A 12,571-nucleotide genomic window follows, 5' to 3' on the forward strand; every position below is an offset into this window, starting at 1 on the left:
GGCGAGGAACGGCGTGCGGGGATCAGCGGCGGGACGCCGAGCGCCGCCCGCCGCCCCGGGCGGAGCGGCCGCCCCCGTCCCCCGAGGCCGGCGGGACGGAGGCGTCCCCGGGGCGCCCGGGCACGCCGTCCGCGACCCGGCCCCCTCCCCCGGTCCTGCCGTGCCGCTCGGCGCGGGCCCGGACCCACTCGGCGCGGGCGCGAGCCGACTCGGCGGCCAGGTCCGTCCGGAACCGCACCACCAGCGCCGCGGAGACCAGCGCCAGGACCAGGACCGTCCAGCCCAGGGCCGGGTGGCCGACGGCGAGGAGGACGAGGGCGGCCGCGAGGAACAGCACGTGTCCGGCCACCGCGTGCCACGGCCACGGCGGGCGGGCGGGGGCCTTCGGGGAGAGGAGCAGTCCCCAGGCGGCCGCCACCACGACGACCGCCAGCACCGCGGCCCACGGACTGCCCACCGCGGCGAGGGCCCACAGGCCGGCGGCCCCGAACAGGCCGAGTTCCAGCAGGAAGGAGAGGACGGCCTGGATCGCGGTACCGGACTTCATGGGCACACCTTCGGGCTCGGCGACGGGTTCGCGGGATGTCGAGGGGGTACGACAGCCCAGTCTAGGCGGGCCCGTCGACGACGCCCGTCAACGACAGCGGACCCGGGACACCGCCGAGGCGATGTCCCGGGTCCGACACGGGGAGTGGAGATGGCGGGAATTGAACCCGCGTCCGATGCAGTGTTGTCAGGGCTTCTCCGGGCGCAGTTTGCGCTGGGTGTTACTCGGCCCTGGCTGTCCCGCAAACAGGCAGCCAACCCGGGCCCAGCCGGATTGATGTCTCCACCACGACCCCCGGCGAGGGTGGTGGACAGTGGCTATCTAATCGACGCCAGGATCCGGGGCGATAGCATCCCCGGGCTGACGGACTCGTTCACTGATCAGGCAGCGAGAGCGAAGTCAGTGCGCTTAGATTCGGCACTTATTGGTGTGCAGAGGGCGTTTCCGAGATAACTCTGCATCCTCGGCCCGCTTCCCCTGTCGCGACGTGCATCGTCGAAACCGATCATCCCCATGTTCTGTTGTCAATCAACCGTTCCCTGCGGGTGTCACTGATCCCCCGCCTGGTCCGGACTGCCCAGTATAACCGAGACCGGCGCGCGGGTATTCCCCCGTGGCCGGATCGCCCCGACGGCCCCCACGGCCCCGGGGGTCCGGCCGGTCCCGCGGGTTCAGGCGGCGCGGCGGTTGCGCATCCGCATGGCCCGCTGGGCCTCGCGGTTGTCCTGCTTCTCACGCAGGGCCTGGCGCTTGTCGTAGTCCTTCTTGCCCTGGGCCACGCCGATCTCCACCTTGACCCGGCCGTCGCGGAAGTACAGCTGCAGCGGCACGATCGTGTGGCCGGCCTCCTGGACCTGCCGGGCGATCTTCGTCAGCTCCTGGCGGTGCAGGAGCAGCTTCCGGCGGCGCCGGGCGGCGTGGTTGGTCCAGGAGCCGTTGAGGTACTCCGGGATGTACACCTGCTCGAGGTACAGCTCGTTGCCGTAGAACACGGCGAAGCCGTCCACCAGGGAGGCGTGCCCCTCGCGCAGGGACTTCACCTCCGTGCCCATCAGCGAGATCCCCGCCTCGTAGGTGTCGAGGATGAGGTAGTTGTGGCGGGCCTTGCGGTTGGTCGCGATGACCTGGCGTCCCGCGGCGTCGGTCTTCGCCGACACACCGGCTGTCTTCTTGGCCACGGTGCTCCTTCCGGCCCTCGTCGTCGCCGTGGACGTCGTCCACGATCGTCCCCGGTCGTCGCGCGCGGACGTCCCCACGGACGTCCCGCACACGGACTTCCCAGTGTACTGCCGCGGTCAAGGCGCCCGCCCGGGCACCGGGACGGGGCGAGCCGTGGGAACGGGGCACCGGCGGCGGGCGGAGGTGCCGCGGACGGCGACCGCCGCTCCTTGGCGTGCCCGGTGGCGGCGGGTATCTTCGAGCCACCATCACCGGAGGGGGTTCTCGAGGGTGAACAGTCATGGCACCACAGCGATACGCCTCGGTCTTCCGCCGCATGCCCATCGACCTCATCGAGGAGGAGAGCAAGCACGGCGTGCTGTCCAAGAGCCTGGGGCTCTGGCAACTGACCGCCCTCGGCGTCGGCGGCATCATCGGCGTCGGCATCTTCACCCTCGCCGGACTCGTGGCGCACGGGGACGCGAACAACCCCCCGGTGGGCCCGGCCGTGCTGATCTCCTTCCTCATCGCCGGCCTCGCCTCCGCCGCCGCGGCCCTGTCCTACGCCGAGTTCGCCGGCATGGTGCCCCGCGCCGGCTCGGCCTACACCTACGGCTACGTGGCCCTGGGCGAGATCATCGGCTGGTTCATCGGCTGGGACCTGCTGCTGGAGTACATCGCCATCGTGGCGGTGGTCGCCATCGGCATCTCCGGCTACGCCGAGGCATTCCTCAACGGCTTCGGCGTGGAGCTGCCCGCGTGGATGGCCTCCACGCCGGACCAGGGCGAGGGCGGGATCATCAACCTCCCGGCCATCATCATCTGCCTCGTGGTGACCCTCATCCTCAGCGGCGGCACGAAGTCCTTCGGCCGGTTCGAGCTCGTCGCCGTGGGCATCAAGATCGTGCTCATCCTGTTCATCATCGGCCTGGGCCTGTTCTACATCGACGCCGGGAACTACGACCCCTTCATGCCCTCCGGGTTCGGCCCCGTCCTGACGGGCGCCGCCACGGTCTTCTTCGCGGTGTTCGGCTACGACGCCATGAGCACGGCCGCGGAGGAGGCCCGGGACGGCACGCGGCACATGCCGCGGGCCATCCTCCTCTCGCTGGTCATCGCGATGGTGCTCTACGTGGCCGCCACCCTCGTGCTGACGGGGATGCAGAACTACCGGGACATCGATCCCGAGGCGGGCTTCGCCTCGGCCTTCAGCTCGGTGGGCCTGCCCGTGATCGCCTCGATCATCTCGATGTTCGCCGTGCTGTCCATCCTCACCGTGATGGTGACGTTCCTGCTCGGCGTCACCCGGGTGTGGTTCTCCATGAGCCGCGACGGCCTGCTGCCGCCGTGGTTCGCGCGGGTCGACCACCGGGGCACCCCGCAGCGGGTCACCTGGATCGCGGGCATCGCCTCGGCCGTGCTGGCCGGCATCTTCCCCATCCGCGCCGTGGCCGACCTGACCAACATCGGCATCCTGTCCGCCTTCGTCGTCGTGTGCACGGCCGTGATCGTCTTCCGCTACACCCGCCCCGAGGCCCCGCGGACCTTCCGCCTGCCCCTGATGCCCGTGGTGCCGGCGTTCGGCGTGCTGGCCTCCCTGTTCCTCATCCTGCAGCTGCACTGGGAGACCTGGCTGCGCTTCGCGGTGTGGCTCGCCATCGGCCTCGTGATCTACTTCGCGTACGGCCGGCGCCACTCCGTGCTCAACGTGGACAGCCCCCACTACCGCCACGACCTGGCCTCCCGGGCCTGAGCGCGCCCCGGCGTGCCGGGGCGGCCTCCCCGCGGGCGGCGCGGCCGCACGCCGGGGCGGCCCGGTCGGACGGCCGGGTCAGTACAGCCCGAGCGGGTCGACGGCCTGGCCGTCGAGGATCGTCTCGAAGTGCAGGTGGCACCCCGTGGAGTTGCCCGTGGAGCCGGTGTAGCCGATGACCTGCCCCCGCTCGACCCGCTGGCCGGGCGAGACGACGGAGCGGGTCAGGTGGTGGTACTTGGTGGCCAGCGCCCGGCCGTTGACCACGCCGTGGGAGACCACCACGCGGTTGCCGGAGGTCCACACGGCCCAGTCGGCGTTCCACACCTCGCCCGCCGCGGCGGCCCGCACGGGGATCCCGCAACCGCCGCCGAAGTCGATGCCGGTGTGCACGTACCCGCCCGATCCGCCGTAGTCGAAGGTCCCGGCCGGCGTCGCGCGCCAGCCGAACCCGGAGGTCATGTAGGTGTCGACCGGCAGCTGCAGGCCCCAGCCGGAGGACGCCCGCGCGGCGCCGCGCTGCGCCTGCCGGGCCCGCTCGTCGGCCGCGTCGGCCGCACGCGCCGCGCGGTCCGCGGCGGCCCGCGCGCGCTCGGCCGCGGCACGCTGCGCGGCGGCCTCCGCGGCCGCCTCGCGCTCGGCGGCGGCCTGCCGCGCCGCGGCCTGCGCCGCGGCCGCGCGCTCGGCGGCGGCCTGGGCCTCGCGCGCCCTGCGCGCTGCCTCCTCCGCCTCCCGGCGCTTGCGCTCGGCCTCCGCCACGGCCGCGCGGTGCTGCTGCCGCAGGTCGCCCTGGCGCTCGGACTCGGCGGTCAGCTCCCGCTGCCGCTCGGCGATCTGGTCGTTGACCCTCTCCTGCGCCGCCCGGTTCTTGTCGAGCTGCCGCTGGATGGCGGGACGCTGGGCCTTGAGCTCGTCCGTCAGCCGGGACGTGGCCGACACCATCCGGTCCAGCTCGGCCTTGGCGCCCGCCGCCTCGTCCCGGGCCTGCTGCTCGCGTTCCAGGGCCCGCTCGGCCTCCGCGCGCAGGTCCCGGATCTCGCCCTCGACGGCGGCCAGCCGGGTCTCGGCGTCGACGTCCGTGGAGCGCTCCTGGGCCACGGAGGAGATCCGGCCGTCCTGGATCCGCAGCGCCTGGTGGGCCAGCCCCACCGCGTCCGGCAGGGAGGAGTCGCTCAGCCCCAGCATGAACGCCAGCTCGGAGGAGACCCCGCCCTGCTTGTAGGCCTGGTTGGCGATCTGGCCGATCTCGTCCCGGGCGGCGTCGAGCTCGCGGTCGCTGCGCTCGATCTCGGCGAGGATCTCCGAGCGGCCGGCCTCGGCGCGCTGCACGCGCTCGGTGAGCGAGGAGACCTCGGCCACGGCGGCCGAGACCCGGCCCTCCGCGGTGGCGAGGGCCTCCTGGGCCGCGGGCAGCTCGCCCTGCAGCCGGTCCAGCTCGCGGATCTTCGCCGTGATGTCCTCGTCGAGCCCCTCGAGGGCGGCGTCCAGGTCCCCCTGGCGGTCCTCGAGGGTGGACTGGCGTCCGCCGAGGTCCCCCAGTTGCCCTTGGAGGCGCTCTCGCTCCTCCTCGGCCTGCTCGATCTGTCGCTCGAGGTCGTCGATGCCGTCCTGGGCGGCGGCGGTGCCGCCCAGGGACAGCGAGAGCACGGTGACGAGCCCGGCGCCCAGGATGGCGCGGGAGAGCCGGCCTCGTGACATTGCAGTTCCTCCGTCGGTGCGGGTGTCCGGTGCGGACGTGATGGGGTCGGGGCGGTCCGGGCTCAGACCCGGAGGTACCGCCTCAGGGTCAGGAGCGAGGACGCGGCGGCCAGCACCACCGCGATGCCCAGCAGGACGGGCACGAGCACGACGGCGTCCGCGCCGGCGATGAACCCGGTGCCGGGATACTGCCGGGTCAGCCAGTCGCCGATGAAGGACTCCGCGATCGCCCACGTGGCCAGGCTGGCCAGCACCGCCCCCAGGAGGGCGGCGGCCACGCCCTCCAGCAGGAACGGCAGCTGGATCATCGTCTTGGAGGCGCCCACGAGGCGCATGATGCCGGTCTCCCGGCGGCGGGAGAACGCCGAGAGGCGGATGGTCGTGGCGATCAGCAGCACGGCGCACACGAGCATCACCACCGCCACCGAGACGGCGATGACCGAGGCCATGTTCATCAGCGAGAAGATCTGCTCGAGCAGTTCCCGCTGGTCCGAGACGAGCTCGACCCCGGGCAGGGAGGAGAACAGCTCGTCGACCACCTCGTACTGCTCGGGGTCCACGAGGGCCACCCGGAAGGACTCCGGGAGCTGGTCGGCCGTCACCGTCCCGGCCATGGCCGAGTTCCGGAACTGCTCGCGGAAGATCTCGAGGGCCTGCTCCTGCGACTCGTACTCGTAGCCCTTGACATACGGGGCCGCCGTCGGGGACTCGAGCAGCGCCTCCACGTCCTCGCGCTGCTCGTCCGTGACGGCCCCGGAGGCGCAGGACGTGGTGGTCGAGGTGTCGGTGCACAGGAAGATGGCCACCTCCACCCGGTCGTACCAGTGGCCCTTCATCTGGGTGATCTGCAGCTGGAGCAGCCCGGCCGCGCCCACGAAGGTGAGCGAGATGAACGTCACCAGCACCACGGAGACGACCATGGACAGGTTGCGCCGGATGCCGGAGAACGTCTCCCCGAGGACGAACGCGGCCCTCACCGGTCCGCCTCCGCGGCGCCGGCCCAGGCCGGCTCCCCCGGGCGCGGCTCCGCCCGCCCCGGGTCACCCCGGTCCGGGTCCGCCGGCCCCGCCTCCGGGGCCCCCGGCGTGCCGACGACGTCCAGCTCGGCCGTGTCCGGCGCGGCGTCCGGCGCGGTGTCCGGCACGGTGGCCGGCGCTGCATCGACCGGGGCGGTCCGGTAGCCGCCGGCGCTCTCGTCCCGGACGATGGCGCCGTCGCGCAGCTCCACCACGCGGCGGCGCATCTGGTTGACGATGTCGTGGTCGTGGGTGGCCATCACCACGGTGGTGCCGTTCTGGTTGATCTGGTCCAGCACCGCCATGATGCCCAGCGAGGTCTCGGGGTCCAGGTTCCCGGTGGGCTCGTCCGCGAGCAGGATGTCCGGACGGTTGACGATGGCGCGGGCGATCGCCACGCGCTGCTGCTCGCCGCCGGAGAGCTCGTGCGGCATCCGCCGCTCCTTGCCGTCCAGGCCCACGGTGCGCAGCACCTCGGGCACGGTCTGGCGGATCTGCGCGCGGCCCTTGCCGAGGACCTGCATGGCGAAGGCGACGTTGGCGAAGACGGTCTTGGTGGGCAGCAGGCGGAAGTCCTGGAAGACGACGCCGATCCCCCGGCGCAGCCGAGGCACCCGCCACGAGGGCAGCCGGGCCACGTTGCGCCCGGCCACGTACACGGCCCCGGTGCTGGCCCGCTCCTCCCGCAGCATCAGGCGGATGAACGTGGACTTGCCCGAGCCCGAGGCGCCGACGAGGAAGACGAACTCCCCGCGCTCGAACTCCACCGTCACGTCCTGCAGCGCCGGACGGGAACGGCGGTCGTACAGCTTGGTGACCTGCTCGAACCGGATCATCTTCCACACTCGCCCCGGGCGCGACGCCCTGCGGCACCCGGGGCTGGATCGGGGAGGGCTCGGTGCCGGCACGGTCCACCGTAGTCACGGGACGGTAACAACCGTGGGATCTCGGGCCCCCCTGACCGGGGCGTGTCCCCGCTGCCCGCGCGTGTCGTGGGGTCATGGGTCCGGCGGGGACGCCGCCTCAGGTGCGGCCGTCCCCCGCGCCCAGCGCGGCGGTGACCTCCTCCGCCACGGCCGCGGCGCCGTCGGGGGCCATGACGATCGTGTAGTGGTTCGTCCCCGGCACCTCGCGCACCGTGAGGTGTTCCGCGAGCGCGGGAACGCGCCGTTGCCAGTCGGCGATGTACTCGGCGGTGAACAGCCCCGGCTCCCCGCCCAGCAGCCCGCGGCGGGTCCACAGCAGCCGGGCCGGGACGGCGAGGTGCTGCAGGGCAGCCAGTAGCGACTCCCCGCCCTGCAGCTCGGCGGTGTCCTGCGCCATGGCCTCGTAGCGCGTGGCCGGACGCAGCCCGGTGCGGTCCGGCTCAGGGTCCTGCTCGAGGTCGTAGGTGATGTAGTCGTCCATGAGCCCCGCCGTGCCGGCGGCGGGGTCCCAGGCCCCCTGGAACGCCGGGTGCACGGACCAGAACCGGCGGTAGTCATCGACCGAGCCGAACCGCATGGCCAGCCGGTCGGCGGCGGGGCCGAGCACCGCCTGCACCACCTGGTCCGGGTCCAGCCCCGGCGGCAGGGCGAGCGGGATCCCGCCGTCCACGAGCACCAGGGAGGAGACGAGCCGGGGGTGGCGGTGGGCCAGCACGAGGGTGGCGAAGGCCCCCATGGAGTGCCCGACGACGACCACCGGCCCGGCGGCCAGCTCGCCGAGGACCGCGGCCAGGTCGTCCGCGTGGGCGGGCATCCCGTAGGGCGCCGGCAGCCGGTTGGAGCGGCCCCGGCCGCGCAGGTCGGGGGCCACCAGGCGCACGCCGGGCAGGGCGGCGGCGAGCAGCCCGAAGCTGCGGTGCGAGGCCGAGACGCCGTGCACCGCGAGGACGGTGGGGGCGCCCGGGTCCTCCGGTCCCCAGAGCCCCACGGTCATGGGGCCGCCGGCCACGGCCACGGTGGCCTGCCGGTAGCCGGGGCCGACCCCGGTGTGGCGGTGGTTGTCCTCCAGTGGCGAGGCCGCGTCAGTGGCCTGCGGTGTCCCGGTCATGGTCCGCTCCTTCCCGGTCCGCCGCCGATGGCGCCAGGGCCCGTTCGATGAATTCCATCATGGTGTCGAAGACGTGGTCGGGGACGTCGCCCGTGGTGCCGGCGCCGCCCTCTCCGGGGGCCCCGTCCCCCTCCTGCGGCCACAGCACCCAGCGCATGCCGATGATCTCGCCGATGCCCATGAGGGCCCAGGCCACGACCTCCGGGTCCATGCGGTGGACCTCGCCGGCGCGCTGGCCCTGCTCGAGCCCCTGGGCGTAGCCGTCCACGATGCGCGCGTAGTGCAGGCGCAGGGCGTCCGGGGAGGCGAACTCGGCCTGGCGGATGATCCGGTACAGCGCGGGGTGCTCGGCGGTGAAGCGGAAGAAGGCCCGGAAGCCGGCCCGCTCGGCGGCGATCCGCCCGGCCGGCGCCTCCGCGCGCGCGGCGTCGGCCATGGCCCGGCGCACGCGGCGGTTGAGGTCCAGGACGACCTCGTTGAAGATCTCCTGCTTGCCCTCGAAGTAGAGGTAGAAGGTGCCCAGGCCGCAACCGGCCTCCTCGGTGATCTTGACGATCGAGGCGGCCGGATAGCCCAGGCCGGCGAAGACCGTCTCGGCGGCGTCGAGCAGCCGGCGGCGGGTCCGCAGCCCGCGCGCGGTCAGGGTGGTGCCCTTGGTGGTGGTCGGCACCTCCTCGGGTCCCGGGGCGTCCGTGTCCGGGTGCAGCGGCTCAATGGCCATGGGGGGTCCTCTCCCGCGCGGGCGGCCGCAGCCGGCCCCTGGCGATCTTCTCCAGCCCCGTCCGGGGCAGGTCCGCCACGAAGGTGTAGGCGGTGGGCTGCTTGAATCCTGCCAGCCTTCCCTGGCAGTGCTCCCGGAGCGCGGCCTCGTCCACGGCCGCGCCCGCCCGGGGCACCACGAAGGCGTGCCCGGTCTCCCCCCAGCGCTCGTCCGGCACCCCCACGACGGCCGCCGCCGCCACCCCGGGGTGGTCGGTGAGCACCTGCTCCACCTCGGCCGGCACCACGTTCTCCCCGCCCGAGACGAACAGGTCCTTGAGCCGGTCCACGATCCGGAAGTAGCCCTCGGCGTCGCGCTCCACGAGGTCACCCGTGTGCAGCCAGCCCCCGGCCAGCGCCCGGGCGGTCGCGCCGGGGTCGCGGAAGTAGCCCGCGAAGACGCTCGGCCCGGCCACGAGCAGCTCGCCCGTGGCCGCCCCCTCCAGCAGCCGGCCGGTGACCGGGTCCGCCACCGCGACCTCCACGTGCGGGTACGGCCGGCCCATCCAGCCGACCCGGTCCCGCGCGTCCTCGGCCGGCAGGGACAGCACGTTGGGGCCGGCCTCGGTGAGCCCGTACCCCTGGACGAGGGGCACCCCGCGGGCGTGCCACGCCCGCATCAGGGCCGGGGGCATCGCGGCGCCGCCCACCACGGCCAGCCGCAGGCTGGACAGGTCCGTGGCCGCGAACCGCGGGTGCTCGGCGAGCATCCGGTACTGGGCGGGGACGGCCATCAGCGTGGTGATCCGCCGGTCCCCGATGAGCGCCAGCACGCGGCCGGCGTCGAAGGTCCGTTCCATCACCACCGTGGCCCCGGACCACCACGCCAGCAGGGGCTGGATGTTCCAGCCCCCGGTGTGGAACTGGGGCAGGACCGCGAGCACCACGTCCGAGGAGGTGATCTCCAGGGTCCGCGACAGGGCGAGGTTGTTCCAGAAGCAGTTCGCGTGCGTGAGCACGACCGCCTTGGAGGCCCCCTCCGTGCCGGAGGTGAAGGGCATCAGCACGGGGTCGTCGTCCCGGACCCCGCTGCCCGGGGCCCGGCCGGGTCCGGGCTCTGCGGCGGCCGGGCGCCGGTGCGGGGCGGGGACGGCCTCCTCGAGGCCCGCCCGCCCCGGCCGGACGAGCGCCGGGGGCATCGGCACCTGGGCGCACGCCTCGGCCGCGAGGGAGCCGAACTCCTCCTCCACCACGAGCAGGGCCGGGTCGGCGGTCTCGAGCTGGACGGCCACCTCGGCGGCGCGCAGCCGCCAGGACAGCGGGACCAGGACGAGCCCGGACTTCGCGCACGCGAAGAACAGCACCACGTGGTCCGCGCTGTTGCCGGAGAGGGTGGCGATCCGCTCCCCCGGCCGGTAGCCGGCCGCCACGAGCCGGGCGGCCAGCCGCGTGGCACGATCCTCGAGCTCGCGGTAGGTCACGGCGACGCCCGTGTCCAGGATCGCGGTGCGTCCGGGCGTGGCGACGGCGCGGTCGGCCGTCCACCGCCCCAGCGTGTGCAGCCCGGCGCTCATCCGGCCTGCCCCAGCACCTCGGCGGGGTCCCGGCGGGGCCGGCGGCGGCCGGTGCGGGCGGACAGGCGCCGGACGGACCCGGCCAGGCCGCCGGGCAGGAACAGCACGACCAGGACGAACAGGGACCCGAGCAGGAACAGCGGCTCGGACAGCGGCACCCGGAGCACGGCGGGCAGGGCCTGGAGGGACTCGGACTGGGCCAGCACGGTCAGCCGCTGGTCGAGCAGCGTGTACAGCACCCCGCCCAGCACCGCGCCCCACCGGGACCCCACCCCGCCGAGGACGACCATGACGAGCAGGGAGATCGTGAGGTCCGCCGAGACCGTCCGCGGCACGGCACCGGACTGCAGCAGCAGGTGCACCATGCCCACGCAGCCGGCCAGCGTGCCCGCGACGACGAAGATCAGCAGCTTGGCCAGGTAGGGCCGCAGGCCCAGCACCCGGACGCGGTCCTCGTTCTCCCGCACGGCCTCGGCGAGGTGCCCGGCCCGGGAGTTCTGGATCCAGCTGACCACGGCGAAGACGACGATGAGGACGGCGAGCGCCAGCCAGTACAGGTTCCGGGTGTTGGACACCCCGACCAGGACGGCGGGGACCTGGTCCGTGTTCAGGCTGAGACCCTCCTCGCCGCCGGTGGAGCCGCCCGGGTTGCGCCGGACCAGCACGGAGCCGGCCTGGGCGAAGGCCAGGGTGACCATGGCGAAGGGGATGCCGCTGACCCGCAGGGCCACCGCCCCGGTGACGTTGGCCAGCACCACCACGGCCACCAGGGTGACCAGCATGGCCGGGACGAGCCCCAGGCCGGTGCGCTCGAGCAGGATGCCCAGCAGGTAGGACCCGGCGCCCACGTAGAGCGCGTGGCCGAAGGACAGCAGCCCCGCCACGCCGATCAGCAGGTGGTACGTCAGGGCCGCCGCCCCCATCAGCAGGCACAGCGCCATCAACTGCAGGGCCCCGGGCTGGTACGTGGCGGTGGGCAGGACGCCGGGCAGCCGGAGGTCCAGCAGCGGCAGCAGGGCCAGGACCGCCACCCCCGCGACGGCGGCCCCGGCGCCGAGGAGCCGGCGCCGGGCACCCGGCCGGCCGGTCGCCGTCGCGCGGGTCCGCGGCGGCGGGGTGAGCGAGGACCGGAGCCGGCCGCGGGCGGACCGGCGCTCCTGGCCCCCACTGCCCCCCTGGCGGTCCGTCAGTTCGTCCGTGGAGGTGCTCATGCCCTGGCCACCTTTCGTCCCATGAGTCCGGATGGCCTGGTCAGCAGCACGACGGCCAGCAGGATGACGACCACGAAGTCGCCGATGCTCCAGTAGTAGTTGGCGAACTGTTGCAGGACCCCCACGAGCACGGAGGCGACCGCCGCGCCGGAGAGGGACCCGAGGCCACCGATGACGGTGACGATGAAGGCGAAGATCAGCAGCGAGCCGCCCAGCAGGGGGGAGACGTAGCCGAAGTAGTGGCTGGCCAGCACCCCGCCCAGCCCGGCCGCGGCCCCGCCGATCGTGAAGACCAGGGTGAACGCGCGCCGCACGTCGATGCCCAGGGCCGTGACCATGGAACGGTTCTCCACGCCGGCGCGGATGATCATGCCGTAGCGGGTCTTCTGCAGGAACAGCACCATGGCGGCCAGGACCAGCACGGCGACGAGGATGGTGATGAACAGGTGGTTGGGGACCTGCGCCCCTAGGACGTCCGTGGTCAGGCCCATCCAGGTGGGTGCCTGGATGAAGACCGGGTCGGTGCCCCAGATGCCCTCGAACAGGGCGATCGCCGCGAGGTTGAGGCCCACCGTGACCAGGACCTGTTCGATGTGCCGTTCATAGAGCGGGCGGATCAGGACGAGTTCCGTCAGGGCTGCCAGCAGGGCGCCGACGAGGCAGCCGACCAGCAGCGACAGCGCGAAGCCGCCCCAGGAGTCGGCGCCCATGACCCGGGCGGTCTCCCAGCCGATGAGGGCCCCGAGGGTGAGGAACGCGCCGTGGGCGAAGTTCAGCACCCCCATCAGGCCGTAGATCAGGGACAGCCCGGAGGCCACCAGGAAGTAGACGGCACCGAGGCCGATCCCCGTGACCAGCAACAGGAGGATGGTGCTCATGGG

At 73.6% G+C, this 12,571-nt stretch carries 11 protein-coding genes and 1 other RNA gene; 1 reads left to right on the forward strand and 11 read right to left on the reverse strand.

Features of this window, described 5'->3' with window-relative positions; all coding sequences use genetic code 11:
- Positions 1-22: 22 nt before the first annotated feature.
- From E7744_RS10005 to smpB, 3 genes are all read right to left on the reverse strand, one after another.
- Positions 23-547, reverse strand: a complete 525-nt coding sequence (locus E7744_RS10005) for a DUF2568 domain-containing protein (RefSeq protein WP_137773985.1) — start codon at positions 545-547, stop codon at positions 23-25.
- A 142-nt stretch (positions 548-689) separates the two neighbouring features.
- Positions 690-1,060: a transfer-messenger RNA gene (gene ssrA / locus E7744_RS10010) on the reverse strand.
- Between the two features lie 158 nt (positions 1,061-1,218).
- Positions 1,219-1,725, reverse strand: coding sequence for an SsrA-binding protein SmpB (gene smpB / locus E7744_RS10015; RefSeq protein WP_137773986.1), 507 nt, complete (start codon positions 1,723-1,725; stop codon positions 1,219-1,221).
- A gap of 281 nt (positions 1,726-2,006) precedes the next feature.
- Between smpB and E7744_RS10020 the strand changes: the two genes are divergently transcribed.
- On the forward strand, positions 2,007-3,458 hold the full coding sequence (locus E7744_RS10020; protein WP_137773987.1) for an amino acid permease: 1,452 nt from the start codon (positions 2,007-2,009) through the stop codon (positions 3,456-3,458).
- Positions 3,459-3,536: 78 nt separating this feature from the next.
- Here the strand turns inward: E7744_RS10020 and E7744_RS10025 are convergent, their stop codons facing one another.
- From E7744_RS10025 to E7744_RS10060, 8 genes are all read right to left on the reverse strand, one after another.
- A complete protein-coding gene (locus tag E7744_RS10025) occupies positions 3,537-5,156 on the reverse strand; it encodes a M23 family metallopeptidase (protein WP_137773988.1) in 1,620 nt (539 codons plus the stop codon).
- Positions 5,157-5,218: 62 nt separating this feature from the next.
- Positions 5,219-6,133, reverse strand: a complete 915-nt coding sequence (gene ftsX / locus E7744_RS10030) for a permease-like cell division protein FtsX (protein ID WP_137773989.1) — start codon at positions 6,131-6,133, stop codon at positions 5,219-5,221.
- The gene (gene ftsE, locus E7744_RS10035) at positions 6,130-7,008 is read right to left on the reverse strand and encodes a cell division ATP-binding protein FtsE (RefSeq protein WP_246858396.1); all 879 of its coding nucleotides are present in this window, start codon (positions 7,006-7,008) and stop codon (positions 6,130-6,132) included. Before ftsE ends, ftsX begins: the two co-directional genes overlap by 4 nt.
- Positions 7,009-7,195: 187 nt before the next feature.
- On the reverse strand, positions 7,196-8,206 hold the full coding sequence (locus E7744_RS10040) for an alpha/beta fold hydrolase (protein WP_137773990.1): 1,011 nt from the start codon (positions 8,204-8,206) through the stop codon (positions 7,196-7,198).
- On the reverse strand, positions 8,181-8,927 hold the full coding sequence (locus E7744_RS10045) for a TetR/AcrR family transcriptional regulator (RefSeq protein ID WP_246858397.1): 747 nt from the start codon (positions 8,925-8,927) through the stop codon (positions 8,181-8,183). Before E7744_RS10045 ends, E7744_RS10040 begins: the two co-directional genes overlap by 26 nt.
- A complete protein-coding gene (locus E7744_RS10050; RefSeq protein WP_137773991.1) occupies positions 8,917-10,479 on the reverse strand; it encodes a class I adenylate-forming enzyme family protein in 1,563 nt (520 codons plus the stop codon). Before E7744_RS10050 ends, E7744_RS10045 begins: the two co-directional genes overlap by 11 nt.
- On the reverse strand, positions 10,476-11,690 hold the full coding sequence (locus tag E7744_RS10055) for a branched-chain amino acid ABC transporter permease (RefSeq protein WP_137773992.1): 1,215 nt from the start codon (positions 11,688-11,690) through the stop codon (positions 10,476-10,478). The genes E7744_RS10050 and E7744_RS10055 overlap by 4 nt, the downstream gene beginning before the upstream one ends.
- Complete coding sequence (locus E7744_RS10060) at positions 11,687-12,568, reverse strand: branched-chain amino acid ABC transporter permease (protein WP_137773993.1); 882 nt, start codon at positions 12,566-12,568, stop codon at positions 11,687-11,689. Before E7744_RS10060 ends, E7744_RS10055 begins: the two co-directional genes overlap by 4 nt.
- Positions 12,569-12,571 lie beyond the last annotated feature (3 nt).

Source organism: Citricoccus sp. SGAir0253 (assembly GCF_005877055.1).
In the GTDB taxonomy this organism is placed as follows: domain Bacteria; phylum Actinomycetota; class Actinomycetes; order Actinomycetales; family Micrococcaceae; genus Citricoccus.

Coding starts and splice junctions, on each gene's coding strand:
- E7744_RS10005 (WP_137773985.1), bottom strand. CDS start 547: ATGAAGTCCGGTACCGCGATCCAGGCCGTCCTCTCCTTCCTGCTGGAA.
- E7744_RS10020 (WP_137773987.1), top strand. CDS start 2,007: ATGGCACCACAGCGATACGCCTCGGTCTTCCGCCGCATGCCCATCGAC.
- E7744_RS10025 (WP_137773988.1), bottom strand. CDS start 5,156: ATGTCACGAGGCCGGCTCTCCCGCGCCATCCTGGGCGCCGGGCTCGTC.
- ftsE (WP_246858396.1), bottom strand. CDS start 7,008: ATGATCCGGTTCGAGCAGGTCACCAAGCTGTACGACCGCCGTTCCCGT.
- E7744_RS10040 (WP_137773990.1), bottom strand. CDS start 8,206: ATGACCGGGACACCGCAGGCCACTGACGCGGCCTCGCCACTGGAGGAC.
- E7744_RS10045 (WP_246858397.1), bottom strand. CDS start 8,927: ATGGCCATTGAGCCGCTGCACCCGGACACGGACGCCCCGGGACCCGAG.
- E7744_RS10050 (WP_137773991.1), bottom strand. CDS start 10,479: ATGAGCGCCGGGCTGCACACGCTGGGGCGGTGGACGGCCGACCGCGCC.
- E7744_RS10055 (WP_137773992.1), bottom strand. CDS start 11,690: ATGAGCACCTCCACGGACGAACTGACGGACCGCCAGGGGGGCAGTGGG.
- E7744_RS10060 (WP_137773993.1), bottom strand. CDS start 12,568: ATGAGCACCATCCTCCTGTTGCTGGTCACGGGGATCGGCCTCGGTGCC.